Below are 26,590 nucleotides of genomic sequence, written 5' to 3' on the forward strand. Positions count from 1 at the left end.
ACAAAAATAAGAAAAAAATTCATAAAAATATGAAGGTTCATTGTTTTGATTTTGAGTAAAATCAACCTAATTTACGGCTATGATTAAATCAAAATTACCACATGTTTCGACGACCATTTTTTCGGTAATGAGTCAACTGGCAACTGAACATCAAGCAATAAATTTAGCGCAAGGTTTTCCTGATTTTGATGCAGATCCTGAATTGATTAACCGTTTAAATTTTTATTCTTCTCAAAATTACAATCAATACGCGCCAATGTCCGGCGTCGAAAAATTACGTGTACTACTTTCAGAAAAATATTCTCATTTGTATCAGTCTGAGTACGATTTTCAGCATGAAATTAATATAACCAGCGGTGCAAGCCAAGCCATTTTTAATGTCATTTCTACATTAATTCATCCAAATGATGAAGTCATCATTTTTGAACCTGCTTACGATTTGTATCAACCAACAGTTGAGTTATTTGGCGGAAAAATAGTTCCGATTCAATTAACATACCCTGATTATTCAATTGATTTTACAATATTAAAACAAAAAATAACGGATAAAACAAAACTAATCATCGTCAACAATCCGAATAATCCAACAGGACGAATTTTAGCTGAAGATGATTTAAAACAATTTGAACAAATTTTAAAAGACACCAATTGTTATTTACTGGCGGATGAAGTGTACGAACACATTACATTTGACGGAAAACCCCACCATAGTTTTGCTCTACTGAATGCAGTGAAAGATAAAATTTTTATCGTCGGTTCTTTTGGAAAATTGTTTCATATTACCGGCTGGAAAATTGGTTACATTTTAGCTGAAAAGGAATTGATGAAAGAATTTAGAAAATGTCATCAATTCAATACGTTTTCTACACACACTCCTTCCCAATATGCCATTGCCGATTATTTAGAATACCCTGAACATTACTTACAGCTAAATGATTTTTTCCAGCAAAAAAGAGATTTTTTTATACATGGTTTAAAGTCGACAAGTTTTGATGTTTTACCTTGTGAAGGAACGTATTTTATCAGTGCAAATTATGCTAAAATAAGTGATCTGCCAGACAATGAATTTGCGAAACAATTGACTGAACAACATAAAGTAGCGACCATCCCGATTTCGGCATTTTATCACAATAAAAAAGATGACCATGTGATTCGGTTTTGTTTCGCTAAAAAAGATGAAACCTTATTAAACGCATTGGATAATTTGAATAAAGTTTAAAAAGAGTTGCATTTCTACAACTCTTTTTTCTTGCGCTTATTTTTTTACAATTTTTCTTGAAACAACATGATCGCCTGTATAAAAATTAACGATATAAATTCCTTTTGGCAAAGAAGAAATATTGGCTTCTGATTGGTGAACTTCCATTACAAATTTTCCCGTTACATCGAAAATCTTCATTCTTTTTACATCTGTTAAACCTGAAACTTTTACCAATCCGTTTTTTTCATCTTGGTAAACTACAACTTTTAATTTGTTAACATCTGAAATAGATAATTTCGTTTCTTCTAAAACCTGAACATTGTCCATAATTAAAACCATGACATTCGAAGAATTATAATGTCTAAAAATGAATTGCACATCTTGTCCTGCATATTCACTAACATCAATATCGATATGTTTAGCTTCTGTTGCATAACCTTTATCCAAAGTTTCTTCGAAAACAGCCTCTTCCGAACCTATAAATTCAACATTAGCAGGAATAACATAGACAGCATAATGTTCTTCAAATAATTCTTCATCATCCATCGTACCTACATCAAATTTCAAGCTTAGTTTTTTATCTGAATTCTTTGGTAGAGAGATTACAGGACTTATTAATAAATTATCAGGAGTCAAAGCTTCCAGAAACCAAGACCAAGATGTTACCGTATAACCAGTAAAAGCATCTAATGGAGAATTGTCATACTCCCAACTTGTACCATCACCATCTCTGTCAATCAATGTCCAAAGATCTCTACGTTCCTTAGATTCGAAATCTTCATTAAAAATAACGGTTTGAGAAAAACCTTCTAGGCTTACAAAAAATAAAGCTATAAAAAATAAATTTTTAATCATATGTGTTAATTTTACAATGAATTTAATAAAAAAAAGATATTAATACTAATTTTCAACCACTTCCTTGATGCATTTACATTTTAATAGTATAATAAATTCTCTAAGTATATAATCTAAATACTTTAAAACAAAAAAAGAGTTCAATCAAAATGATTGAACTCTTTTTTATATGGAATAGCTATTTATCTAAACATTAAATAAGAAATGCATAATATCACCATCTTGTACGATATATGCTTTTCCTTCTACATTTAATTTTCCTGCCTCACGACATTTAGATTCAGAACCATACGTAATGAAATCTTCAAATTTAATTACCTCAGCACGGATAAATCCTTTCTCAAAATCGGTATGAATTACTCCTGCTGCTTGTGGCCCTGTTGATCCTTTTTTGATTGTCCAAGCACGGACCTCTTTAACACCTGCAGTAAAGTATGTTTCTAAATCCAATAATGAATAGGCAGAACGAATCAAACGATTAACACCCGGCTCCTCTAATCCTAATTCCTCCAAGAAAATCTGGCGCTCGTCATAAGTCTCTAACTCGTTAATATCTGCTTCAATTTGCGCAGCTAAAATCAAGACTTCAGCATGCTCATCTTTTACAGCCTCTTTTACTTGTGCGACAAATTCGTTTCCATCTTTTGCAGCAGACTCATCAACATTACATAAATATAGAACCGGTTTTGCCGTAATCAATTGCAAAGAATCTACAATTTCTTGCTCTTTTTCATCCAATTCCATTTCACGAACATTTTTCAACTCTTCTAAATGAGCTGTAACGGCAGTTAAAACTTCTACTACCTTTTGTTCATCTTTATTTCCTGCTTTTGCTGCTTTCTTCGATTTATCAATACGTTTTGAAACCGTATCCAAATCTTTTAATTGCAACTCTATATCAATTGTTTCTTTATCACGGATAGGATTAATTGTTCCATCAACGTGTGTAATATTTTCATTTTCGAAACAACGTAAAACGTGAATAATTGCATTACATTCACGAATATTACCCAAAAATTGATTTCCTAACCCCTCTCCTTTACTTGCTCCTTTTACTAAACCTGCAATATCTACAATCTCTACCACTGCAGGCACAACACGCTCAGGATTTACAATTTCTTCCAATTGATTTAATCGAGTATCCGGAACAGAAACAGTTCCTACATTCGGTTCAATTGTACAGAAAGGATAATTCGCCGATTGCGCTTTGGCATTCGACAAACAGTTAAATAAAGTAGATTTACCAACATTAGGCAATCCAACAATTCCACATTTCATATATGTTGTCTCTTTTTTTAATGATTGAAGATTAGAACGATATTCTAATAAATTTGTGCAAAGATAATGATTTCCATTAAATTTATTTAACCGAAGAAAGCCTGTTGAATTTTATTGTTAAGACATTACCGGAATACGATTTTATTTCTCCTAAAAAACAATCACAGGCTGATGCATAATTCAAATCATAATAGTTGGATGTTTTATCCAGGTTGATCTTTCTAAATTTGAGTTGAGGAAAATTAAACATCACCGAATCTGTTAAATCTTTATCATCTCCATCTTGAAAATCAAATTCGATGTTCAGTTTTGATTGATTCGTCGAAATATCCATGATCACTTCACTTTGTGAAAGAGGAACATCTAGTTTCTTCACTTTATAATCCACGAACTCTTGTTGCCATTTTCCTGTTATCGTTTTCAACTTATTGGAGGCACAACTTGTAAGAAAAATCAAAAATCCAATTCCTAAAAAGTATTTCATCTGTGTTAATTTTGATTGAAAATACAATTATTTTTTTACATTTACTTAAATACTTATTGTAATGAAATTAAAAGTCTTAATCGTTAGTTTTATGATTACCTTAACGGGAATTGTAAACGCGCAAACTGCGACAGAAATATTAACAAAAGCTCAAAACCAAGCAAAAGTCGAAAACAAAAATGTCTTTTTGATTTTCCACGCGTCATGGTGCGGTTGGTGTAAAAAAATGGAAAAAAACATGGACGATCCTGCTGTAAAATCATATTTTGATGCCAATTATGTCAAAACTTTTATCACTGTACAGGAACGTGCGGAAAAGAAAAATTTAGAAACTCCCGGCGGTGATATTGTTAACGAAAAATTAGGTGGAAAGGACCAAGGATTGCCTTTTTGGGTAATTTTAGATGCGAATGGAAAAGTACTGGAAGATTCCCGTGTAAATGGGCAAAACATTGGTGGTCCGGCTTCGGAAGAGGAAGTCAATAACCTAATTGCTAAATTGGAAACGACTTCTCAAAACGAAAAAGTAAATGCTGAAAAAATAAAAGAAGTTTTTATTTTAAAAAAGAAATAGAGTCATAAAAAGTCCGCTCAGTGAGCGGACTTTTTATTTTGTCAAAACATGAAAAGCTTCCTCCAGGCTTTTATATTGTCCTTTAAATTCTTCTATTGATTGATCAGCAACAATCTTTCCTTTATTCAAAAGAATGACACGCGAACAAAGTGCTTCGACCTCCTGCATAATATGCGTCGAAAGAATCACCGTTTTTTGTTTTCCAATTTCACGAATAACCTCTCTTATTTCAATAATTTGATTCGGATCCAGACCGTTTGTAGGTTCATCCAAAATCAATATTTCCGGACTAGATATGATGGCTTGTGCCAAGCCAACACGTTGTTTATAACCTTTTGATAATTGATGAATTTTCTTGTGTTTTTCGGGTGTTAATCCTACTTTTTCAATTACTTCTTCAATTTTAGAGGGAGGTACATTTCGAATATTTGTCACAAATTCTAAATATTCTTTCACATACATGTCCATATACAATGGATTATTCTCTTGCAAAAAACCAATCATTTTTTTTGACGCAATAGGTTGTGTCGAAACATTCAACTCATTCACCAAAATTTCACCGGAATCGGTATGTATAGCATTGGTAATACTTTTCATCAAAGTTGATTTTCCTGCTCCGTTTGGACCTAATAACCCAACAACTTCCCCATTATTTATAGAAAATGAAACGTTGTTTAAAGCCAACTGTTCACCGTATTTTTTTACTAAATCTTTAATAATTATTCCCATTTGATGAAAAAATTTCGATAAAATTAGCAAAAAAGATTTGCATAACTGGAAATTTATTTTTTAGATTTGTACCATAATTCGAGAACAAGAATGACAACATTCAATTATTTTAACGCATTTTTCTTTTACTTTTTTGGGTATTATCCAGAAGAGCAGGGACTGCGTTGTCATAATTGATTGTAACATCATAATTAAGATAATATAAAGTCCCGCATTTTGTGGGACTTTTTTTGTGGAAAAAAATGAAAGAGAGAGTTGCAATACAAGGTTATATTGGTTCATATCATCACGAAGCAGCCAATAATTATTTAGGAAATGAGATCGAAATTGTGGAATGTGATACATTCAAAACTTTAGCAAAGTCTCTTGCAAAGGGGAAAGTTGACAAAGCAATTATGGCAATAGAAAATACAATTGCAGGAGCTATTTTACCAAATTATGCTTTGTTAACAAAATATAATTTAAAAGTTGTCGGTGAAATCTATTTATCCATTCAACATCAATTGATGGTCAAAAAAGGACAAATTTTAGAGGACATAAAAGAAGTTCGTTCGCATCAAATGGCCTTATTGCAATGTGATAAGTTCCTTGAAAAACATCCGGCTTGGCGAGTGGTAAATGATATAGATACAGCATTAACCGCAAAAGATATTGTTGAACAAGAGTTGAATGGCGTCGCTGCAATTGCTTCGAGAAAAGCAGCAGAAGTTTATGGATTGGACATTTTAGCGGCAAGCATTCAAACATTTCAGGATAATTTTACTCGCTTTTTTGTATTGCAACGCGAACACAATGATTACGAAAATTTCAACAAAGTTTCGATGCGATTTTCAGTTCCACATAAATCAGGCGCTTTGGTTGATGTATTGAATCAAATTGCGGAGTGCAGAATTAATATGGATAAAATTCAATCTGTTCCGATTATTGAAAAACCTTGGGAATACTCTTTTCACATAGATATTACCTTCGAGCAAAAAGAACAATATTATGAATTGCTTGGGAAAATTGCACGAAAATTAACTGATTTAGAAATATTAGGCGAATATAAACTGGGAAAAAAATGATAGCAGAGGCCCAACGATTACAAAGTGTTCAGGAATACTATTTCTCTAAAAAATTACAAGAAATAGCGAACATGAAAACAGATATTCCAATTATTTCACTCGGAATTGGAAGTCCGGATTTACAACCTCATCCGGAAGTGATACAGGAATTAATCAAAAATTCACAAAGTGGAATAAATGGTTATCAAAGTTATCGTGGAATTCCGGAAATGCGAGAAGCAATGGCTATTTTTTACAAAAATAAATTTGGAGTAGAAGTCAATGCAGCGACAGAAGTTTTGCCGTTAATGGGTTCTAAAGAAGGAATTATGCACATCTCGATGGCTTTTTTGAATGAAGGAGATAAAGTTTTGATTCCGGACCCTGGTTATCCTACCTATACATCTGTAACAGAACTGGTTCAGGCAGAACCTTTGTTCTATGATTTAAAAGATGAAAACGATTGGCTTCCTGATTTTGAACAATTAGAAAAGCTCGCTGAACAAAAACCAAAAATAATGTGGATAAACTATCCGCATATGCCAACCGGAGCAAAAGCTCCGAAAGATGTTCTTAGAAAATTAGTCGCATTTGCAACTCGTCATAATATTTTAATTGTAAATGATAATCCATACAGTTTCATCTTAAATGATGACCCTACAAGTATATTAGCAATTGAAGGCGCCAAAGAAGTTTGTATCGAACTGAATTCTTTGAGCAAAACATTTAATATTGCAGGTTGGCGAATAGGAATGGTAATAGGAAAAGAACAATTCATTAATTCCATTCTGAAAATAAAATCGAACATGGATTCGGGAATGAATTTTGCGATACAAAAAGCTGCTACGAAAGCACTTTTGGCAGAGGATTCCTGGTACAACGAATTAACAAAAATCTATCTTGAACGAAGAAAAATAATTTGGGAAATAGCAGATATCCTAAAAGTGAACTATAATCCGAATGCAGCAGGAATGTTTATTTGGGCAAAACTTCCGGAAGGAAAAGATGATAAAGAGTTTATAGATGATATTTTATACAACAAAAAAATATTTATCACTCCCGGAAGTATATTCGGGAGCAATGGTGAAGGATTTATTCGGTTCTCACTTTGCGCACCCGTTGAGAAGTTAATTGAAGTCAAAAAAAGATTAGAAGCATGAAAACAATTTCTGTCATTGGATTAGGACTAATCGGAGGTTCGTTTGCTTTAGCTTTAAAAAAAGTTGGTATTGCTGAAAAAATCATCGGTGTTGATAAAAATGTTCAACATCAAATAGAAGCAATCGAATTGGGAATTGTGGATGAAGTTGCCGAATTAGATAAAGCGCTTTCTCAATCGGATTTAGTTGTACTTGCTGTTCCTATTAACTCTATTCAGAACGTTTTGCCTGAGATTTTAGATCAAATTAATGATAAAACAATCGTGATGGATATGGGGTCGACAAAAGCGGGTATTTGTAAGAAAGTTTTGAATCATCCCAAAAGAACGCAATTTGTAGCAACGCACCCCATTGCAGGAACTGAAAACTCTGGTCCGAAAGCCGCTTTTCCTGAGTTGTTCTTAAACAAAGTGGCCATTTTATGTGATGTTGAGGAAAGCGAAAAAGAAGCCGTAAAAAAAGTGAGAAAGATGTATCAGTCACTTTGGATGAATGTCAAAACAATGACTTCAGAGGCTCATGATGCTCATATTGCTTATGTTTCTCACCTTTCTCATATTACATCTTTTGCTTTAGGACAAACGGTTTTGGAGGAAGAAAAAAACGAAGAAGCAATTTTTGATATGGCAGGTTCCGGTTTCGAATCGACAGTGCGTTTAGCAAAAAGTTCACCGGATATGTGGACGCCTATCCTGATTCAAAACCGGGAAAATTTACTCGATGCAATTGATGCTTATCAAACACAAATTTCAAAAATCAGGAAAATGATTGAAGAAAAAAATACGGAAGATATTCGTCAATATCTAAAAAACACAAACGACATACGTCGAATATTAAATAAATAAGTAATAAATAATTTACTCTCAAATAAAATAAATATTAAACCTTAAATTTGTAAGCGTTATGGAAAATAATAACTGGATTAAAGAATACGATAAACCAATGATCATCGCTGGACCTTGTAGTGCAGAAAGTGAAAAACAAATGATGACAATTGCCGAAGATCTGGACAAAGATTATGTGCAGGTATTTCGTGCAGGAATTTGGAAACCTCGTACAAAACCAAACTGTTTTGAAGGAGTTGGAGCAATCGGATTAAACTGGTTAAAAAAAGTAAAAGATGAGTTCGGAATGAAAATTGCGACTGAAATTGCCAATGCAAATCATGCAAAATTAGCATTGGAATATGATGTTGACGTTCTATGGATTGGAGCTCGTTCTACAGTAAACCCTTTTACAGTACAGGAAATTGCAGAAGCTCTACGCGGTACAGACAAAACTGTTTTGGTTAAAAACCCTGTAAATCCAGATTTAGATTTATGGATTGGTGCTTTGGAACGTTTAGAAGGTCAAGGAATCAAAAATTTAGGTGCTATTCACCGTGGATTTTCAACTTACAAAAAAACAAAATACCGTAATAATCCACAATGGCAAATCGCTTTAGATTTCAAAAATAAATTGCCTAATGTTCCTATTATTTGTGACCCTTCACATATTTGTGGTAACAGAACCGGTTTATTTGATGTCGCGCAGCAAGCCTTCAACTTCGAATACAATGGATTAATGATTGAAACTCATAACAATCCTGACGAAGCATGGTCCGATGCAGCTCAACAAATTACACCGGCACGTTTATTGGAGATTTTGAAAGATTTAGAAATTCGTCAATCGGATGATCCGGATGCAATTTACAAAACCGGAATCGAAAATTTACGTCATCAAATTGATGAACTGGACAATTCTATTTTAGATACAATTGCACAACGCATGAAAGTTGCAAATTCTATTGGAGAATTAAAAAAAGAACACAATGTTGCTGTTTTTCAACCGGATCGTTGGAAACAAATCAAAGATAATTCTGTAAAAGCAGGAATTTCTTTAGGTTTATCTGAGGATTTTATTGATAAATTATTGCAAGCAATTCACCAGGAATCTGTTGCTCAACAAAACCAAATTATGGTTAAAAAAGAAGAAAAAATTTAAACAATATTGAAAGGAATTGTCATAAAATCTACTGGTAGTTGGTACCATCTTCTTACGGAAGATGGTACTACTTATCAGGCTAGAATCAGAGGGAAATTTAGAATAGCGAACATCAAGCACACCAATCCAATTGCGGTTGGAGATGAGGTTGATTTTGAGATTGATAAAGATGGTACCGCGGTCATTACAACTATTCATGATCGGAAAAATTATATCATCAGAAAATCTGTTAATCTCTCTAAAAAAACACATATTATTGCCTCAAACATTGATGTTGCTTTTTTGGTTGTTACACTTTCTAATCCTAAGACTTCTTTTGGTTTTATTGACCGTTTTTTAATTACTGCCGAAGCTTATCATATTCCTGTGGTTATTCTATTCAACAAAATGGATTCGTACACTGAAGAGGAAAAAGCTGAGTTGGAAATCTACAAATCGATTTACAACTCTATTGGATATGAAAGTTTAGATATTTCTGCTGAAACAGGCTTGAATCTGAATTTGGTAAAAGAACAGATGAAGGACAAAGTAAGTTTGGTTTCGGGGCATTCGGGAGTTGGTAAGTCTACATTATTAAATGCTTTAAACCCTGATTTAAACTTAAAAACACACGAAATTTCAGATTTCAATAGTAAAGGACAGCATACCACAACTTTTGCCCAGATGTACGAATGGCCTTTTGGAGGTTTCATTATCGATACTCCGGGAATCAAAGAATTTGGTTTAGTACACATTGATAAATCTGAATTGCAAGGTTACTTTCCTGAAATTTTAGAATTGAAACACAATTGCAAATTCGATAATTGTATTCATGTCAACGAACCAAAATGTGCCGTTCGAGATGCTGTTGAAAACGGAGATATTGCAATTTCTCGTTATGAAAATTATCTCACGTTCTTAGAAGAAGATATTTATACTGATAAATAAATTGGCTTGTTTCCAACTTATTTTATATAAAATAACATAATTATTAAAAAGCCATTTCAATTGAAATGGCTTTTTATTTTTTAAAATTACGGTTTCACGTAAAAAAAAATCATCAGCTCATTTTATTTTTGTTAAAACTAATCGGATGAACAACTTATCTATACAAATTGCATTTGATTTTGTAGAATGTACAAAAGAACAAAAAGAAAAATTCCTAACACATTTAGAGGATTTAAATTGGAAACCCTTGAACCCGAATAAATTGTGGATTGCAGAGTTTGTAGATGTTGAAAACAAAGAAGATAAATTAATCAATATTGAACAAGAGTTAATTTTCGCAAAAGAAATCTCTAATTTATATGAATTAGATTACGCTATCATTGCTGATGACGAAATCTATTTTAATCAATTAACTTAAACACAAAGCGATTGCTTGCTTAACCTAAACTACAACAAGGCGTTACAACACATACATTATGAGCTGTAACGCTTTTTCTTTCAATAAAATCCCTTTCAAAATAATTCATAATTTTTTCTTAAATTTCTAGTGATTTTTAAATCATATTAAACAATACATATGCGAGTGATTTTACAGCGTGTTAAACATGCTTCTGTAATGATTGATGGGGAAATATCCGGTAAAATTGAAAACGGAATTTTAGCTTTAGTTGGTTTTGAGCCCGAAGACACAAAAGAAGACTTTGAATGGATGGCAAAAAAAATCATTCAATTGCGAATCTTTAATGATGAAAATGGTGTGATGAATTTAGATGTACAACAAATTGATGGTGATATTTTAGTTGTCTCACAATTCACTTTACATGCTTCTACCAAAAAAGGAAACCGCCCTTCTTACATCAAAGCTTCAAAACCTAATTTAGCTACCGAACAATATCACTCGTTTTTGAATGTTATAGAACGTAATTTCAAGCCTGTAGAAAAAGGTATCTTTGGAGCAGACATGAAAGTTGAATTATTAAACGATGGTCCAGTCACTATCTTTATTGATTCAAAAAATAAAGAATAATCTAATGAATAACTTATATTGAATGAAACACACTCTACTTTTTACAACTTTTTTAATTGGTTCATTTTCTTTTGCTCAAAATTATGCCGTAGATCAAATTCCTGCTGATTTGCTAAAAGATGCTTATGCTGTTGTTCGAAAAAATGACGAAAAAATTGAATTACTGAAAGTTGATGAACTCAAATACACCGAAGATGCTGTCGTTACCGTTTTGAGTAAAGCCGGTGATAATTACGTCGGTACACAAGTACATTATAATCCGAATATCAAAATTGATGTACTTGAAGCAACTTTATATGATGCAAATGGAAAAGAATTAAAAAAATTCAAATCAAAAGATTTCAGTGATCAAAGTTATGTCAGTAATGGACAAATGTATACAGATGACCGTATAAAATACCTCAATTTTACACCTACACAATATCCGTATACAATTCATTATAAGATTGCGAAGACGAGTAAAAATACAATTGGAATTCCGAAATGGTTTCCTGTTAAAGCCTCAAATTTATCTGTAGAAAAATCATCTTATATTTTTACAAATAAAACCAATTCCGTTATTCGTCTGAAAGAAAATAATTTTACAGGATTTAATATTCAGAAAGAAGGAGACACAAATAACCTGAAATATACATTCGATAACATTCCTGCTTTCAATGAAGAAGAGAGGATGATTAGCCCAAAAAATATTTTCCCGAATGCAATTCTAGCTTCTAATCAAATCAGTATTGACGGTGTAAAAGGGACATTCGACAATTGGAATGATTATGGAAAATGGACATTTGAAAGCTTAGTCGGAGGAAAACAGGATTTTAGTCCGACTCAAAAAGAGTTCTTCCGAAATTTAGTAAAAGATGCAAAATCGGATCGGGAAAAAGTTCAAATTCTTTACAAACATTTACAACATAAAGTCCGTTACATTGGTGTACAACTTGGTATCGGAGGACTTTCTCCTTTTCCTGCTTCTTATGTTGAAAGTAAAAGTTATGGCGATTGTAAAGCACTGACAAACTATACCATGTCCATGTTAGATGCTGTAGGCATCAAATCCTATTATACAGAAGTTCATTCCGGTTCTTCTCCTCAGGACATGACAGAAGATATGATGTACTTACAAGGTGATCATGTTATCTTATATGTTCCGTTAAAAGACGAAGATATTTGGCTGGAAACAACAAGTCAAACTTCTGCTTTCAATTATTTAGGTGATTTTACCGCGAATAGAAAAGTTTTTATTCTGGATGAAAATGGAGGAAAAATTATTTCTTCTCAAAAATTTCTTCCGGAAGACAATCAATTACTGGTTCATGGAGCAGCTACAATCGCTCCTGACGGAACGTTGAGTTTACAGTTCACTGAAACCTCAAAAGGATTGATATACGAAAACTTCGCAAGATTTAATCAACTGAATGATAAGGAGCTTGATTTACGATTAAAAAATCGTTTTTCTTCGTTACAAGGTATTCATTTCAAGAAAAAAGAATTTGAAAATGATTGGGAAAATGCCATTTTCACTTCAAATTTTGATTTTACCGTTCCTAATTATGCAAAAGTTCAGGGAAATAATATCATCATCAATATGATTCCCATCAACCGAGAAGAAACGTCATTAAAAAAAGTAAAAGAGCGAAAATTTGATTTTAAAATTGAATCGGGATACGTAGACGAAGTATCATATACACTTACGCTTCCTGTGGGGTATAAATTGCCTCAAAAATTTGATGCTGTGACAGCTAAATCTTCCTTTGGTGAATATCTTTTAGAAATTACCCCAAAAGACCAATCCAATTTAGAAATCAAACGTATCTACAAACAATTTCCTGGCAATTTTCCAAAAGAAAAGTTCAACGACTACGTTGAATTTCGCAGACAAATTGCCGGATATGATAACACGAAACTACTTTTAGAAAAATTATAACACACTAATTACTCATATGAAGACCTTATTTACAATCGTAGCATCTGTTGCTACAATTTCCGGTTTTGCTCAAGAAGTCAAATTTGGAAAGATTTCGAAAAAAGATTTCGAAAAAACAACAAGTACCATTCAAGCAGATGCTCCGGCTGAAGTTTTATATGCAGATGGTAATTACAAAATTAATTTTAATACATCTCAAGGAGGTATTGAACAAACAAAAAAAGTTTTTTATCGAATTATTGTTTTCGATAAAGATAAAACACCAGACGATGTTTTGAAAGTTGAAATTCCTTTGTATAAAAGTTCAGGATCAGATCAAGATAAATTATTATCCCTAAAAGCTATTACTTACAACCTTGACGGAGGAAAAATAACGGAACAAAAAGTTGAGAAAAAAGATATTTTCTTAGACAAAGTGCATCGCTTTATGGATAAGCAAACTTTTACATTCCCTAATGTAAAGAACGGATCAATCTTAGAATACTCTTATGAAATCGTCTCTCCTTTTTATGGACAAACTGATACATGGTATTTCCAGCAGTCTGTTCCTGTTGTTGCAAGTAACTTCACGTTACAAAACCAAGAATATTTTAACTATCAACAAGATTTAAGAGGTGGATTTGCTCCTAAAATAACTAATAACAGTAAAAAAGAAACCGGAACATATAAACAAGGTGGATTTAATATCAACGAATTTCACCATAAACAGCTGTCCCAAGGTTCTTATGAGTTAACCATTAATGAAAAAAAGTATTCTTTGTCAGATCTTCCTTCCTATTCTCGTGAAGCATATGTTCTTAATCCAAGAAACATGTTGGCAAGTATTCAGTTTGAATTAGCTTCTTATCAAGCTCCTGGTCGTACTATCGAAAATTTTTCAACAACTTGGGAACGCATTGGTAAAGATTTGATGGATCACGAGAATTTTGGTCGTCAGTTAAATGGAAACGGTTTTTTAGATGAAACGGTAAATTCTACAATTACAGGGAAAACAACGAATATTCAAAAAACGCAAGCTATATTTGATTATGTCAAAACAGCGGTTACCTGGAATGATTATCTAGGCGAATATACAGACAAAGGAATTCGAAAAACATTCAATGAAAAATCCGGAAATTCTGCAGATATTAACCTGATGCTAACTGCTATGTTGCGCAAAGCCGGAATTGATGCAAATCCTATCGTACTAAGCACTTTACAGAATGGACTTATTAATTATTCGTTTCCTTCTCGCAGTAAATTAAATTATGTCATTGTAGGTGCTGCTGTGGACGGTGAATTTTATTTAATGGATGCAACAGATAAAAATGCACAAATTAATTTATTACCAATTCGAGCAATTAATGATCGAGGATTTCTGGTTAATGATAAAGGAATTAAAGAAATTCCTTTGCGAAATTCTATCATGACCAACAATAAAATATCTATCACTGCTGATCTGATTGCCGATGGCACATTAAAAGGTACTTTCTCCAATGTTCGTGACAATTATTTTTACATGTTCGACAAAAGTGAAATTGCAAATGATCCAAAAGCATTTGAAAAAGAATATATAGAGGATTATAATTTTGAGATTTCCGATTTCAAAACGCAAGACAATCAACAAAACGTTATTCGCCATCAATTCAAATTTGATGATGTAAAAGCTGATGTAGCCGGAAATAAAATATTATTCAATCCGTTTCTTTTTGTTGCAAATACTAAACATCATCTGAACTTAGAACAACGCAATTATAATATAGAATTCGGGGCGCCTACAACAAACACAAACACAGTGAAAATTAAAATCCCGGAAGGTTATAAAGTGGAATCATTGCCAACAGAAAAGCAATTTACAATGCCTGATCAAGCCGGAGGATATGTCTGTAAAGTGATTGAAAAAGACGGTTTCATTATTGCTCAAGCACAAAAAGTGATCCCTTACAGTACTTTACCTGCTCAATACTATAAACCTTTGAAAGATTTTTTAACAAATATCATTCATGCAGAAAGTCAGCAAGTGATTTTAGTGAAACAATAAAAAATATTCTAAACGATTAATAAAGCCAACACCAACCTCGTGTTGGCTTTTTATTTTTGTACCTTTATCTTTTTAAAATTTTAAATAAATGAGCCTTAAACAAGCACAATTAGATGTCGATAACTGGATTAAAGAGCATGGTGTTCGCTATTTTAACGAATTAACAAACATGGCACAACTTACGGAAGAAGTTGGAGAGGTTGCTCGTATTATTGCTCGTCGTTACGGTGAACAATCAGAAAAAGAATCAGATAAAAATAAGGATCTTGGAGAAGAATTGGCAGACGTTATTTTTGTTGCACTTTGTTTAGCCAATCAGACTGGCGTAGACTTAGAATCTGCTTTCTACAAAAAATTAGATTACAAAACAAAACGAGACCACAACCGCCATCAAAACAACGACAAACTAAAATAAATATGATTGAAATTTCAGCACTCCAATCTCCCATACATTCTCAATTAGCAATAACAGGTTCTAAAAGTGAAAGTAATCGTTTGTTATTATTGAATCAATTATTTGAAAATGCTTTAACATTAGAAAACGTTTCGAATTCTGAAGATTCACAATTAATGCAAAAAGCTTTAGCAAATAAAACGGATGTAATTGACATTCATCATGCCGGAACTGCAATGCGTTTCTTAACAGCTTATTTTTCTATTCAAGAAGGAAGAAAGGTTACGTTAACAGGTTCTGAGAGAATGAAACAACGACCGATTAAAATTTTGGTGGACGCATTGAATGAATTGGGTGCAGAAATTTCGTATCAGGAAAATGAAGGTTATCCACCTTTGACAATCATTGGAACCAAATTAAAGAAAAATTCCATTACCATTCCCTCTAATATTAGTTCGCAATACATTACTGCGTTGTGCTTAATTGGGACGAAATTAGAGAATGGATTAACAATAAATCTTGATGGGAAAGTCATTTCAGTTCCTTACATCCAAATGACAATCCAATTGTTAAATAAAGTTGGAATTAAAGCCGCTTTTAAAGGAAATACTATTCAGATTCCTTTTACAGAAGTTATTCAACCTCAAACTTTACAAGTAGAATCTGATTGGAGTTCAGCTTCTTATTACTATAGTTTAATCGCTTTATCAAAAAATTCTGAAATTAAAATTTCAACTTATTTCGAAAATTCCTTACAAGGGGATTCAGCTCTACAAGTTATTTATGCTGAAAACTTTGGTGTAATTTCAACTTTTGAGAATGGCGTTTTAAGTCTAAAACACAATCCCGAATTTCAATTGCAACAAGCTATTGAATTAAACTTAATCAATACTCCGGATATTGCACAAACTATTGCAGCTACTTGTGTAGGTCTAAAAGTAAATTGTGTTTTAACCGGTTTGGAGACTTTAAAAATTAAAGAAACAGATCGCTTGGTTGCACTCAAAACTGAATTGGAAAAATTTGGTGCAATTATTACTATAACAGAGGATTCCTTATCGATTGATGGCTATCAAGATGATAACGAAATTCCTACTTTGGAGACGTATAATGATCATAGAATGGCGATGTGTATGGCGCCTTTGGCTCAACTACAACCAATTCGTATTAACAATGAAATGGTGGTTGAAAAATCATATCCAACTTTCTGGGAAGATTGGAAAAAATTAGGATTCGAAATCAAATCAATATAAAATAGATGAATAAAAAAAGCTTCACATTTGAAGCTTTTTTTAGTTTAGTCTGAAATGAAAACATTATTCACTAAAGCTCTGCATATTCACTAAATTCGCATAAACGCCTTTTTTCTCGATAAGCGATTGATGATTTCCTTCTTCAATTATTTTTCCGGCTTCCATCACAACAATCTTATCAGCATTCTGAATCGTTGACAAACGATGTGCAATAACCAAAGAAGTTCTGTTTTGCATCATATTATTTAAGGCTTCTTGTACCAGTTTTTCAGATCTCGTGTCCAATGCTGATGTTGCTTCATCCAAAACCATTATTGGTGGATTTTTATAAACCGCACGCGCAATACTTAATCGTTGTTTCTGTCCTCCTGAAAGTTTATTTCCTCCTTCACCTACTGATTCTTGGTATTTCTCTGGCATTTTAACAATAAATTCTTCCGCATTTGCAACTTTAGCAGCGTGCTCTACTCTTTCTTGATTAGGCAATTTATCTCCCAAAGAAATATTATTAAAAATTGAATCATTAAATAGAATTGAATCTTGCGTTACTAATCCAAACAACATGCGATAATCTTGCAATTTTATATGTTTAATATCGATTCCGTCAATTAAGATTTGTCCTGATTTTACATCCCAAAACCGTGTAATCAAATTTGCCAAAGTCGATTTTCCTGAACCTGATTGCCCCACCAAAGCTACCGTTTCTCCTTTCTTAATGGTGAGATTAAAATCTTTAATGACATCATGTTTACCATATGCAAATGTTACATTCTTAAATTCGATTTTGTCCTCAAATACCTCAATGCTTTTCGCATCAGGCAAATCCTGAATTGAAACTTCTGCATCTAAAATTTCAAAAATACGTTGAGCAGAAACCTCTCCTTTCTGAACATCTGATAAAGCTTTTGAAAAACGTTTAATAGGATCCAATAAAGTGTAAAAAGTCGCTATATAAAATATGAATTGAGAACCTGTCAATCCATTTCCTTCTAAAGATAATTTTCCTCCAAAAAATACGATCAGTCCAATCGTAATTGCTCCTAAAAATTCGCTTGTAGGCGATGCTAAAGCTCTTTTCTTCATTACTTTTTGAAGATATTTTCTGTACCGGTTAATTGATTTATCAAAACGGCCTTTTACTTGATTTTCAGCATTGAAAATCTTAATAATCTTTAACGAAGTCAAGGTTTCATCAACATACGTTATTATGTTTGACAATTCATCTTGTGCATGTTCTGCTGCTTTCTTAAGACTCTTTCCTATCAAAGAAATGATTGTTCCCATTATTGGGAAAACCAAAATTGCAAAAATTGTCAATTGATAACTTACGGTAAATAATACGCCTACAAAAACAATAATCATAATTGGTGAACGTACAATCTCTACAATAGAATTTAAAATATTCGACTCTACTTCATTTACATCACTCGAAATACGGTTAATCATATCCCCTTTTCGTTTTTCAGTAAAATATGCAACAGGCAAATCGATAATTTTATTGTGAATATCAACTCGCAAATCGCGTGTAACCCCTGAACGTAAATCAACTAAACAGGTTTCTGAAAGAAAACTAAAAATATTTCGAAACAAAAATGCTGCAATAAAAATTACACAAGAAATCGCCAATACATAAACGGGACCCTCAGTTTGCGAAACTTCGTTCATGTAGTAAGCCGAATAATCTGAAAAAAACTGTTTCAAGTCACCTAAACTTCCTGAATATATTGGTTTAGAAATAACAGCTGTATTTTTTTCGCCAAAAAGAACACCTAAAATAGGCATCATAAAGGCCAAAGCAATTACATTAAAAAGTGCGTAAAGTAAATTGAATATAATCGCTGTTACAAACGAAGATCTATATGGTTTGGCGTAAGCAAACGCTCTTTTAGTTAAACTCATTCAAATATTTTAGTCGTTTCAAAAAATAAATTTTGAAACCACAAATTTACACAAAAAAATAATGACTATTCTTTTTTAAGAAATAGTCATTATAGAGTAAAATTTTGTGGGTTTGATTACTCAGAGTAACCTTTTCGTTTTTGTTTTGATTTTTATTTAACTCTGTGCCAAGTTTGCGTTCTTCCAACAAGTGAAATTCCAATAAAACCTCTGACATCAAGTTTGTCATTGCCATTTAATGACATTTTTGCTTTGTATTCTTTTCCGTTATTAGGATCTAGGATTCTTCCTCCTGTCCATTCTTTTCCATCTTTTTTAAGACCGGAAAGAATTTGCATTCCTAAAATTGGTTTATTTTTTAATGCCCCTGAACAATCTGTACATTTAGCATCTTCTTTTCCTTTTGTCAAAATCTTAGTGACTTTACCATAAAGTTTCCCATCCTTCTCGAAGATTTCTACGTAAGACTTCGCCTGTTTCGTTTCGTCATCAATTGTTTTCCAAGTTCCAATTGGCGATTGCGCATACATTAAAGATGTCAACATAAAGAATAATCCAAATAAAATTGATTTTTTCATATTTTTATCCTTTAAAATTTATTTTACTAAAATAACTCTTTTTTAGTGTAAATAAAACACTATGCTTTATTTTTTATAAAATTAATCCTATTTCAACAACATAAAAGTCGCAAAAAACTTATAATCAACACATTAATTCATTTATTATTTTTAAATAAATCACATTTATTTTTATTAATAAAAGTCAAAACAGTGTGTTATTATGCCAACATAATAATATTTTGAATGTATACTTTTTCCTAAAAAAATAGATTTTCAGCTTAATTTATTAGGCGAAATAAAAAAAAACAATATATTTGTCTACTAATCCAGTAGAGTTTTATAAATTAAAAATGAGCCAACAATCAAAATACAGTTTGCCTTTTAAAAAACAGGAATTAGAACCTTTAATTGATTCCATTATTTATGATGAGATTTTTCAGCAACCAAATCCTTCTTATAAGAAAGAAAATTTGTTGAATCGGTTCAATTCTATTTTATTAAAAATTGTGCCTGAAGAAAAATCAAATAAAATTAGTCTTTATTTCTTTGAACAATTTGCAAAACTTAAACAAGAATTGGAAGAATTGATTTTCGTATTTTATTCTAATGACCCTGCTTCTAAATCGGAAATTGAAATCATTTTAGCTTATCCAGGTTTTTTTGCAATTGCCATTCATCGTTTGGCGAATATTCTATATAAACTTGAAACGCCTATTCTTCCCCGATTTTTTTCTGAATATGCTCATTCAAAAACCGGAATCGATATTCATCCAGGCGCAACAATTGGTAAAAATTTTTATATCGATCATGGAACTGGGATTGTGATTGGAGAGACAACAATTATTGGAGATCATGTTAAAATATACCAAGGCGTTACATTAGGTGCATTTTATGTTTCCAAAAATTTGGCAGACAAGAAGCGTCATCCAACCATCGAAAATAATGTGACAATCTATGCGGGGGCAACTATCCTAGGAGGCACGACTATTATTGGAGAAAACTCTGTTATCGGTGGAAATGTTTGGATAACTGAAAGTATTGAAAAAAATTCTATTGTTTACCAAGAACATCAACTGCAAATCAAAAAACAAAAAGTAGAACAACATCACAATTATATCATCTAAAAACCTATTCACAATGATTTATAACAATGTATTAGAAACCATCGGAAATACACCAATTATTAAACTAAATAAATTATTTCCTAATCATAATGTTTACATTAAAGTAGAAAAACAAAACCCGGGCGGATCAATAAAGGATCGTATTGCTTTGGCAATGATTGAAGATGCTGAAAAAGCAGGAATCTTAAAACCTGGAGGAACAATAATAGAACCTACTTCTGGAAATACAGGTATTGGATTATCATTTGTAGCTGCTGTAAAAGGATACAAAATGATTATTACAATGCCCGAGTCCATGTCAATAGAACGTCGTAAAATAATGGAAGCTTATGGAGCTGAATTTGTTTTGACTCCAAAAGAACTAGGAATGAAAGGTGCCATTGCAAAAGCACAAGAATTAGCTGATACAATAGAAGGAGCTTGGGTTCCCCAACAATTCGAGAATAACTCAAATCCAGCTGTCCATTATAATACAACTGCAAAAGAAATTCTTCTCGATTTTCCACAAGGAGTTGATTACCTTATTACAGGAGTTGGAACCGGAGGACATCTTTCGGGAATTGGAAAAGCTTTAAAAGAAATTAACGCAACGACAAATGTTATTGCTGTTGAACCGGCAGATTCTCCTGTTATTTCGGGAGGAAATCCCGGACCACATGCCATTCAAGGAATTGGTGCAGGGTTTATTCCAGCAAATTTAGATACAACAATTGTTGATTCCTCTATTCAAATTACAAAAGAAGAAGCTTTTGAATTCGCCAAGAAAGTAGCAAAAGAAGAAGGATTGTTTGTTGGAATTTCAACAGGTGCTTCATTAGCTGCTGTTGCTAAGAAACTAAATGAAATCGAAAAAAACGCAAAAATATTAACGGTAAACTATGATACAGGTGAACGTTACTTATCTGTAGAAGGTTTATTTTAACTTTCCATACGCATAAAATAAAAAAAGGAGATATTGTCAAAATGTCTCCTTTTTTTATTCAACAAAGCCAAAAAGTCAGTTTTTTAGTTCCAATCTTACTTTGGAATTTTTTTTGATGAAATAAGAGCGTACAAAACCAATATAAAAAACTAAGAACCAATGGATTTTAATCAATTTACAATAAAGGGTCGCGAAGCGATCCAGTCTGCACAACAGATTGCTGTTGAGCATAAAAATCAAGCCATAGAACCGGCCCATCTTTTAGGAGGAATGATAGATGTAGATGAGAATGTTTTATCGTTAATCCTCGAAAAACAAGGTGTAAAAATGGATTTATTGAAACCTGAACTGGATTTAGAAATCAACAAATATCCAAAAATAGAGGGGCAACAAGGAAATCATCTTTCCAATTCATCTAATCAAATTTTGCAATCTGCAAAAGAGATTGCAAAGGACATGAACGATGATTTTATCACCTTAGAACATTTACTATTAGCAATCATTAAAAATGTATCACCTGTAAGCCAATTATTAAAAAATAGGGGTGTAACATTTGAAAACACAAAAAAATTAGTAACAGAATTGAGAAACGGAGAAAGAGTAACTTCTGAAAATGCAGAAGGAACATATAATTCATTAAATAAATACGCTAAAAATTTAACAGATTTAGCAAAAGAAGGGAAATTAGATCCTGTAATCGGGCGAGATGAAGAAATTCGTCGTGTCTTGCAAATTCTATCACGCCGCACCAAAAACAATCCTATCTTGATTGGTGAACCCGGTGTAGGTAAAACTGCTATTGCAGAAGGTTTAGCACACCGTATCATCAACGGAGACGTTCCTGAAAATCTTTTGAATAAACAGATTTTTTCATTGGACATGGGAGCCTTGGTTGCCGGAGCAAAATACAAAGGTGAATTTGAAGAACGTTTGAAAGCAGTTGTAAAAGAAGTAACAGCCTCTAACGGGGAAATTATCTTATTTATTGACGAAATTCACACATTAGTAGGTGCTGGTGGTGGTGGCGAAGGAGCAATGGATGCAGCCAATATTTTGAAACCGGCTTTAGCTCGCGGAGAACTTCGTTCAATTGGAGCAACTACGCTGAATGAATATCAAAAATATTTTGAAAAAGATAAAGCTTTAGAACGTCGTTTTCAGAAAGTAATGGTGGAAGAACCGGATGAAGAATCTGCCATTTCCATCTTACGCGGTATTAAAGATAAATATGAGCAACACCATAAAATTGGTATAAAAGATGAGGCCATTATTGCTGCGGTTAAATTATCAACACGGTATATTACAGATCGTTTTTTACCGGACAAAGCGATTGACTTGATGGATGAAGCTGCTTCTAAATTGAGAATGGAGATGAATTCAAAACCTGAAGATTTGGATAAATTAGACCGTAAAATCATTCAGTTGGAAATCGAAATTGAAGCTATAAAACGTGAAAATGACGAAAAGAAATTGAATCTTTTGAAAGAAGAACTATCGAATCTTCAAGACGAAAGAAATCAATTGAATTCGAAATGGGAAGCGGAAAGAAATCGAGCAGATGAAGTACAAGATTTAAGAAAAAGTATCGAAAATATAAAATTCGAAATTGAACGTGCAAAGCGTGATTACGATTATGCAAAAGCTTCAAAATTAGAATTTGAAGATTTAGTAAATGCAAAGAGAGATTTGGAAGATGCTGAAAAAAATCTGGAAGAAAATAAACAAAATAAACTGGTAAAAGAGTTTGTTGACGCGGATGATATTGCTGAAGTTGTATCAAAATGGACTGGTGTTCCTGCACAAAAAATGATGCAATCTGATCGCGAAAAGTTATTGAATTTAGAAAGTGAATTACACAAACGTGTCTTAGGACAAGAAGAAGCAATTACAGCTGTTTCTGATGCTATTCGTCGTTCTCGTGCGGGCCTAAGTGACGAAGGAAAGCCAATCGGTTCATTCTTGTTCTTAGGTTCTACAGGAGTTGGTAAAACAGAATTAGCAAAAGCGTTGGCTGAATTTTTATTCGATGATGAGAATGCAATGACACGTATCGATATGTCTGAATATCAAGAACGTCACGCCGTTTCTCGCTTGGTTGGGGCACCTCCGGGCTATGTTGGCTATGATGAAGGAGGACAATTGACAGAGGCTGTTCGCCGCCGTCCTTATTCTGTCATCTTGTTAGATGAGATTGAGAAAGCTCATCCGGACGTTTTCAATATTTTGTTACAAGTTTTAGACGATGGTCGTTTGACAGATAACAAAGGTCGTGTGGTGAATTTTAAAAATACGATTATCATCATGACATCGAATTTTGGTTCACATACAATTTTGGATAAGTTCTCTGATATTGACGAAAATAATGTCGCACAAATTTACAACGAAACAAAAGATGTTGTTTTTGAAGAGTTGAAACAAAATTTCAGGCCAGAGTTTTTGAATCGTATTGATGAAATTATCTTATTCCGTCCATTGAGCGAAAATCAAATTTCCGGAATTGTAAATATCTATCTGAATGGTGTTTCTAAAAAACTAGCGCAACGCGATATTACATTAGATATCACACCGGAAGCTGTTGATTATTTGGCTAGAAAAGGCTATGATCCTCAGTTTGGAGCAAGACCATTAAAACGAGTTATTCAACAAGATGTATTGAATGAACTTTCGAAAGAAATTTTGAAAGGTACGATCAATGATAATGATGCGGTTTTAATCGATTATTTCGAAGAAAAACCTGGAGATAATAAATTAGTTTTCAGAACAAATCAATAATATTATGACGATTTATTAATGTGCAAAAAAATCCGCTCATGGAGCGGATTTTTTTATTTCTTCTTTTTATACAAAGGTACCGTACTACATGCTTCTCCAAACATTAAGGAACTGGCAATTGGCTGTAATCGTTCGATTAATTGAATATATGCCGAATCCGGGACAGGTTTATGTGAACATCCTTTGACAATTATTTTTCCATCAACATATTCATCATATGGCAAATGATCTACAATTTCTGTATACAAAATAGTATCTAAATCTTGTAAACTTCCATGCACAACACGCTTTGCAACCGGCGACAAATAAGTCGCAACCAGTAAATAAGCCCAAGACGGTACAATAGCATCCGCTGTGCATGTAATTCCTACATACTTATCTTGGTATTGTGTCCAATCATGATTTTTCAGATTTTCTCTGAAATCCTTTTCCTTAAGAATCAATTCTTCATATAACCAATCCTTCAAGTCAAAAACTAAACGTTCCCCATCCGGATAATAATCTTGCAAGTCTATTGTAACTAAACTACTATTGGCAACTTTATTTATAATTTCGTCTGACATTTTTCTTTGTTTGAACGAGTAAATTTACGGAATAAAAAACATTGAAATCCCATCCGCTTATAGATTTCTCCTATCTTTGTAAGAAGAAAAATTATTTCCATTGAAATACTATATCATTGCAGGTGAAGCTTCAGGCGATTTACACGCCTCGAACTTAATGAAAGAATTAAAAAAGAAAGATCCACAGGCTGAATTCAGGTTTTGGGGAGGTGATTTGATGCAAACACAAGGTGGAACATTGGTAAAACATTACAGAGATTTAGCCTTTATGGGGTTTGCGGAGGTTCTCATGAATTTGAGAACAATTTTAGGAAATATTTCTGTTGCAAAAAATGATATAGAAGCTTATCAACCAGATGCTGTAATTTTGGTTGATTATCCTGGATTCAATTTAAGAATTGCTGAATTTGTAAAAAATCTCGGCATAAAAGTTTATTATTATATTTCGCCTCAAATATGGGCTTGGAAAACAGGCCGCGTTCATAAAATCAAAAAAGTTGTCGATAAAATGTTTGTTATTCTTCCATTTGAGGAAGAATTTTATCAGCGCTATGATTACAAGGTTGACTTTGTTGGAAATCCTTTGTTAGATTCTTTAAATCATCTACCTCCAATTGATGAACAACAATTCAGAAAAGATCATAATTTAGACGAAAGGCCCATTATTGCAGTACTTCCCGGAAGTAGAACACAAGAAATAAAAGTCAAATTACCTTTGATGCTTTCTGTTGAAAGAGATTTTCCGGATTATCAATTTGTTGTTGCAGGTGCTCCATCTCAACCCGTTGAAAATTATAAAAAAATTATAGGAAATCAACTGAAAATTGTGGAGAACAAAACATATGATTTATTACGTATTTCCTACGCAGCCTTGGTTACATCCGGTACCGCAACGTTAGAAACTGCTTTATTAAAAGTTCCGGAAGTTGTTTGTTACAAAGGAAATCCCATTTCTTATGAGATAGGAAAACGCGTGGTCAAAAATATACGGTTCATTTCATTAGTTAACTTAATTATGGATGAAGAAGTCGTAAAAGAACTGATTCAATACGATTTAACCTATGAAAATATTAAGCGCGAATTAAATTTAATCCTGAACTCTCCAAAACGGGAAAAGATTCTCCAAGACTATGAAAAATTATACCACAAACTTGGAGGAATAGGAGCTTCCGAAAGAACTGCAAATCTAATTGTTGAGGATTTAAAAAAATAAACTAAAAAAAGATAGAAGCTTAACGCAACCTTTTATTGGTTTTAAACTCTAGTAAAGAATAGATGTCATTCAGATTCTAATTATTAAAATGTTTCGGATTAATCTGACTAAAGTTTACAACCTTTTCTAACAAATAAATCCTCCTGATAATCAGGAGGATTTTTATTTTTTATGTTAAATTTTAAATTTTCACGCAACCTTTCCTAAAATCTAAATCTTACTTTTATAACAAATTAAAACTCATACCATGAAATTAATGAAACGATTAAGCCTGTTTGCTTTAACAGGATTTTTAGGATTAACAGCATTTAGCTGTTTAAATGACGATAATTCAGATTTCACAAACTATGGTTACTTTGCAACAAAAGGAGTAATTGTCAACCAAGATTCTATTCAACCTGTAAATCAAACGACAAATATTAAAGTTAGTTTTTCTAAAACAAATTCTTGTCAAGAATTTGCTCAATTTAGCTTGTTACAAGGTAGTAATGATTCTGTTCATTATATCGGAGTGTTAGGTATTCAAAAAAATGGTCAAAATTGTTTACCTTCAACAAGTATTGAATCTAAAACTTTAAAGTTTACACCTAAGAGAGTAGGAAAATATAAATTGAAGTTTTGGACAGGAAAAGATGAAAATAACAAAGACACATTTAACGATTCTATCGTTTTAGATATCAAAAAATAGCTT

At 32.6% G+C, this 26,590-nt stretch carries 25 protein-coding genes; 18 read left to right on the plus strand and 7 right to left on the minus strand.

Translation table 11 applies throughout. The features are described 5' to 3' along the window. Positions 1-79 precede the first annotated feature (79 nt). A complete protein-coding gene (locus tag H277_RS0106685) occupies positions 80-1,219 on the plus strand; it encodes a methionine aminotransferase (RefSeq protein ID WP_019974810.1) in 1,140 nt (379 codons plus the stop codon). Between the two features lie 36 nt (positions 1,220-1,255). Here H277_RS0106685 and H277_RS0106690 read toward each other — a convergent pair whose 3' ends face one another. The 3 genes from H277_RS0106690 to H277_RS0106700 all read right to left on the minus strand — a co-directional run bounded on the left by H277_RS0106690 (position 1,256) and on the right by H277_RS0106700 (position 3,818). Further along, entirely contained in the window at positions 1,256-2,056 is an 801-nt protein-coding gene (locus tag H277_RS0106690) for a T9SS-dependent choice-of-anchor J family protein (RefSeq protein WP_019974811.1), read from the minus strand. A gap of 186 nt (positions 2,057-2,242) precedes the next feature. Further along, on the minus strand, positions 2,243-3,334 hold the full coding sequence (gene ychF / locus H277_RS0106695) for a redox-regulated ATPase YchF (protein ID WP_019974812.1): 1,092 nt from the start codon (positions 3,332-3,334) through the stop codon (positions 2,243-2,245). An 82-nt stretch (positions 3,335-3,416) separates the two neighbouring features. Then, positions 3,417-3,818, minus strand: a complete 402-nt coding sequence (locus H277_RS0106700) for a hypothetical protein (RefSeq protein ID WP_019974813.1) — start codon at positions 3,816-3,818, stop codon at positions 3,417-3,419. A gap of 61 nt (positions 3,819-3,879) precedes the next feature. Here H277_RS0106700 and H277_RS0106705 point away from each other — a divergent pair, with 61 nt between their 5' ends. Then, the gene (locus H277_RS0106705) at positions 3,880-4,392 is read left to right on the plus strand and encodes a thioredoxin family protein (protein ID WP_019974814.1); all 513 of its coding nucleotides are present in this window, start codon (positions 3,880-3,882) and stop codon (positions 4,390-4,392) included. A gap of 33 nt (positions 4,393-4,425) precedes the next feature. Here the strand turns inward: H277_RS0106705 and H277_RS0106710 are convergent, their stop codons facing one another. Continuing rightward, on the minus strand, positions 4,426-5,121 hold the full coding sequence (locus H277_RS0106710; RefSeq protein WP_019974815.1) for an ABC transporter ATP-binding protein: 696 nt from the start codon (positions 5,119-5,121) through the stop codon (positions 4,426-4,428). A 242-nt stretch (positions 5,122-5,363) separates the two neighbouring features. On the opposite strand from H277_RS0106710, the gene H277_RS0106715 reads away from it, so the two are divergent. The 11 genes from H277_RS0106715 (at position 5,364) to H277_RS0106765 (ending at position 16,846) form a co-directional block, all read left to right on the plus strand. Continuing rightward, on the plus strand, positions 5,364-6,185 hold the full coding sequence (locus H277_RS0106715) for a prephenate dehydratase (RefSeq protein ID WP_019974816.1): 822 nt from the start codon (positions 5,364-5,366) through the stop codon (positions 6,183-6,185). Beyond that, positions 6,182-7,324, plus strand: a complete 1,143-nt coding sequence (locus H277_RS0106720) for a pyridoxal phosphate-dependent aminotransferase (RefSeq protein WP_019974817.1) — start codon at positions 6,182-6,184, stop codon at positions 7,322-7,324. The genes H277_RS0106715 and H277_RS0106720 overlap by 4 nt, the downstream gene beginning before the upstream one ends. Next, positions 7,321-8,169, plus strand: a complete 849-nt coding sequence (locus H277_RS0106725; RefSeq protein ID WP_019974818.1) for a prephenate dehydrogenase — start codon at positions 7,321-7,323, stop codon at positions 8,167-8,169. The genes H277_RS0106720 and H277_RS0106725 overlap by 4 nt, the downstream gene beginning before the upstream one ends. 58 nt (positions 8,170-8,227) lie before the next feature. Continuing rightward, complete coding sequence (locus tag H277_RS0106730; RefSeq protein WP_019974819.1) at positions 8,228-9,307, plus strand: bifunctional 3-deoxy-7-phosphoheptulonate synthase/chorismate mutase type II; 1,080 nt, start codon at positions 8,228-8,230, stop codon at positions 9,305-9,307. A gap of 6 nt (positions 9,308-9,313) precedes the next feature. Beyond that, on the plus strand, positions 9,314-10,234 hold the full coding sequence (rsgA, locus tag H277_RS0106735; protein ID WP_019974820.1) for a ribosome small subunit-dependent GTPase A: 921 nt from the start codon (positions 9,314-9,316) through the stop codon (positions 10,232-10,234). Between the two features lie 145 nt (positions 10,235-10,379). After that, a complete protein-coding gene (locus H277_RS0106740) occupies positions 10,380-10,652 on the plus strand; it encodes a hypothetical protein (RefSeq protein ID WP_019974821.1) in 273 nt (90 codons plus the stop codon). A gap of 159 nt (positions 10,653-10,811) precedes the next feature. Next, entirely contained in the window at positions 10,812-11,261 is a 450-nt protein-coding gene (gene dtd, locus H277_RS0106745) for a D-aminoacyl-tRNA deacylase (RefSeq protein WP_019974822.1), read from the plus strand. A 22-nt stretch (positions 11,262-11,283) separates the two neighbouring features. Continuing rightward, on the plus strand, positions 11,284-13,179 hold the full coding sequence (locus H277_RS0106750) for a DUF3857 domain-containing protein (protein ID WP_019974823.1): 1,896 nt from the start codon (positions 11,284-11,286) through the stop codon (positions 13,177-13,179). Positions 13,180-13,195: 16 nt separating this feature from the next. Continuing rightward, complete coding sequence (locus tag H277_RS0106755; protein ID WP_019974824.1) at positions 13,196-15,199, plus strand: transglutaminase family protein; 2,004 nt, start codon at positions 13,196-13,198, stop codon at positions 15,197-15,199. Positions 15,200-15,287: 88 nt separating this feature from the next. Beyond that, entirely contained in the window at positions 15,288-15,614 is a 327-nt protein-coding gene (locus H277_RS0106760; protein WP_019974825.1) for a nucleotide pyrophosphohydrolase, read from the plus strand. A 2-nt stretch (positions 15,615-15,616) separates the two neighbouring features. Further along, positions 15,617-16,846 carry a 3-phosphoshikimate 1-carboxyvinyltransferase gene (locus H277_RS0106765; protein ID WP_019974826.1) on the plus strand — a complete coding sequence of 410 codons (1,230 nt, stop codon included), beginning with the start codon at positions 15,617-15,619 and terminating at the stop codon, positions 16,844-16,846. A 63-nt stretch (positions 16,847-16,909) separates the two neighbouring features. Here H277_RS0106765 and H277_RS0106770 read toward each other — a convergent pair whose 3' ends face one another. Together H277_RS0106770 and H277_RS0106775 are read right to left on the minus strand one after the other, a co-directional pair. Next, positions 16,910-18,745 (minus strand): ABC transporter ATP-binding protein, encoded by a 1,836-nt coding sequence (locus tag H277_RS0106770; protein WP_019974827.1) that lies wholly within the window; start codon positions 18,743-18,745, stop codon positions 16,910-16,912. A 152-nt stretch (positions 18,746-18,897) separates the two neighbouring features. Then, positions 18,898-19,323 carry a DUF2147 domain-containing protein gene (locus H277_RS0106775; protein ID WP_019974828.1) on the minus strand — a complete coding sequence of 142 codons (426 nt, stop codon included), beginning with the start codon at positions 19,321-19,323 and terminating at the stop codon, positions 18,898-18,900. A 332-nt stretch (positions 19,324-19,655) separates the two neighbouring features. Between H277_RS0106775 and epsC the strand changes: the two genes are divergently transcribed. The 3 genes from epsC (at position 19,656) to clpB (ending at position 24,123) form a co-directional block, all read left to right on the plus strand. Further along, entirely contained in the window at positions 19,656-20,429 is a 774-nt protein-coding gene (gene epsC / locus H277_RS0106780; RefSeq protein ID WP_019974829.1) for a serine O-acetyltransferase EpsC, read from the plus strand. A gap of 13 nt (positions 20,430-20,442) precedes the next feature. Beyond that, positions 20,443-21,351 (plus strand): cysteine synthase A, encoded by a 909-nt coding sequence (cysK, locus tag H277_RS0106785; RefSeq protein ID WP_019974830.1) that lies wholly within the window; start codon positions 20,443-20,445, stop codon positions 21,349-21,351. 159 nt (positions 21,352-21,510) lie between these two features. Then, positions 21,511-24,123 (plus strand): ATP-dependent chaperone ClpB, encoded by a 2,613-nt coding sequence (gene clpB, locus H277_RS0106790; protein WP_019974831.1) that lies wholly within the window; start codon positions 21,511-21,513, stop codon positions 24,121-24,123. A gap of 53 nt (positions 24,124-24,176) precedes the next feature. Here clpB and H277_RS0106795 read toward each other — a convergent pair whose 3' ends face one another. Further along, a complete protein-coding gene (locus tag H277_RS0106795) occupies positions 24,177-24,686 on the minus strand; it encodes a DUF2480 family protein (protein ID WP_019974832.1) in 510 nt (169 codons plus the stop codon). A gap of 100 nt (positions 24,687-24,786) precedes the next feature. Here H277_RS0106795 and lpxB point away from each other — a divergent pair, with 100 nt between their 5' ends. Both lpxB and H277_RS0106805 read left to right on the plus strand, forming a co-directional pair. Next, positions 24,787-25,899 (plus strand): lipid-A-disaccharide synthase, encoded by a 1,113-nt coding sequence (lpxB, locus tag H277_RS0106800; RefSeq protein WP_019974833.1) that lies wholly within the window; start codon positions 24,787-24,789, stop codon positions 25,897-25,899. A gap of 247 nt (positions 25,900-26,146) precedes the next feature. Beyond that, positions 26,147-26,587: a hypothetical protein gene (locus H277_RS0106805; protein WP_019974834.1), complete on the plus strand. Its 441-nt coding sequence runs from the start codon at positions 26,147-26,149 to the stop codon at positions 26,585-26,587. Positions 26,588-26,590: the final 3 nt, after the last annotated feature.

The sequence above is a fragment of the Empedobacter brevis NBRC 14943 = ATCC 43319 genome (genome assembly GCF_000382425.1).
In the GTDB taxonomy this organism is placed as follows: domain Bacteria; phylum Bacteroidota; class Bacteroidia; order Flavobacteriales; family Weeksellaceae; genus Empedobacter; species Empedobacter brevis.

Excerpts from the sequence above, each read along its gene's own strand:
- H277_RS0106685 (WP_019974810.1), top strand. The coding sequence starts at position 80 with ATGATTAAATCAAAATTACCACATGTTTCGACGACCATTTTTTCGGTA.
- H277_RS0106690 (WP_019974811.1), bottom strand. The coding sequence starts at position 2,056 with ATGATTAAAAATTTATTTTTTATAGCTTTATTTTTTGTAAGCCTAGAA.
- ychF (WP_019974812.1), bottom strand. The coding sequence starts at position 3,334 with ATGAAATGTGGAATTGTTGGATTGCCTAATGTTGGTAAATCTACTTTA.
- H277_RS0106700 (WP_019974813.1), bottom strand. The coding sequence starts at position 3,818 with ATGAAATACTTTTTAGGAATTGGATTTTTGATTTTTCTTACAAGTTGT.
- H277_RS0106705 (WP_019974814.1), top strand. The coding sequence starts at position 3,880 with ATGAAATTAAAAGTCTTAATCGTTAGTTTTATGATTACCTTAACGGGA.
- H277_RS0106710 (WP_019974815.1), bottom strand. The coding sequence starts at position 5,121 with ATGGGAATAATTATTAAAGATTTAGTAAAAAAATACGGTGAACAGTTG.
- H277_RS0106715 (WP_019974816.1), top strand. The coding sequence starts at position 5,364 with ATGAAAGAGAGAGTTGCAATACAAGGTTATATTGGTTCATATCATCAC.
- H277_RS0106720 (WP_019974817.1), top strand. The coding sequence starts at position 6,182 with ATGATAGCAGAGGCCCAACGATTACAAAGTGTTCAGGAATACTATTTC.
- H277_RS0106725 (WP_019974818.1), top strand. The coding sequence starts at position 7,321 with ATGAAAACAATTTCTGTCATTGGATTAGGACTAATCGGAGGTTCGTTT.
- H277_RS0106730 (WP_019974819.1), top strand. The coding sequence starts at position 8,228 with ATGGAAAATAATAACTGGATTAAAGAATACGATAAACCAATGATCATC.
- H277_RS0106740 (WP_019974821.1), top strand. The coding sequence starts at position 10,380 with ATGAACAACTTATCTATACAAATTGCATTTGATTTTGTAGAATGTACA.
- dtd (WP_019974822.1), top strand. The coding sequence starts at position 10,812 with ATGCGAGTGATTTTACAGCGTGTTAAACATGCTTCTGTAATGATTGAT.
- H277_RS0106750 (WP_019974823.1), top strand. The coding sequence starts at position 11,284 with ATGAAACACACTCTACTTTTTACAACTTTTTTAATTGGTTCATTTTCT.
- H277_RS0106755 (WP_019974824.1), top strand. The coding sequence starts at position 13,196 with ATGAAGACCTTATTTACAATCGTAGCATCTGTTGCTACAATTTCCGGT.
- H277_RS0106760 (WP_019974825.1), top strand. The coding sequence starts at position 15,288 with ATGAGCCTTAAACAAGCACAATTAGATGTCGATAACTGGATTAAAGAG.
- H277_RS0106765 (WP_019974826.1), top strand. The coding sequence starts at position 15,617 with ATGATTGAAATTTCAGCACTCCAATCTCCCATACATTCTCAATTAGCA.
- H277_RS0106770 (WP_019974827.1), bottom strand. The coding sequence starts at position 18,745 with ATGAGTTTAACTAAAAGAGCGTTTGCTTACGCCAAACCATATAGATCT.
- H277_RS0106775 (WP_019974828.1), bottom strand. The coding sequence starts at position 19,323 with ATGAAAAAATCAATTTTATTTGGATTATTCTTTATGTTGACATCTTTA.
- epsC (WP_019974829.1), top strand. The coding sequence starts at position 19,656 with ATGAGCCAACAATCAAAATACAGTTTGCCTTTTAAAAAACAGGAATTA.
- cysK (WP_019974830.1), top strand. The coding sequence starts at position 20,443 with ATGATTTATAACAATGTATTAGAAACCATCGGAAATACACCAATTATT.
- clpB (WP_019974831.1), top strand. The coding sequence starts at position 21,511 with ATGGATTTTAATCAATTTACAATAAAGGGTCGCGAAGCGATCCAGTCT.
- H277_RS0106795 (WP_019974832.1), bottom strand. The coding sequence starts at position 24,686 with ATGTCAGACGAAATTATAAATAAAGTTGCCAATAGTAGTTTAGTTACA.
- H277_RS0106805 (WP_019974834.1), top strand. The coding sequence starts at position 26,147 with ATGAAATTAATGAAACGATTAAGCCTGTTTGCTTTAACAGGATTTTTA.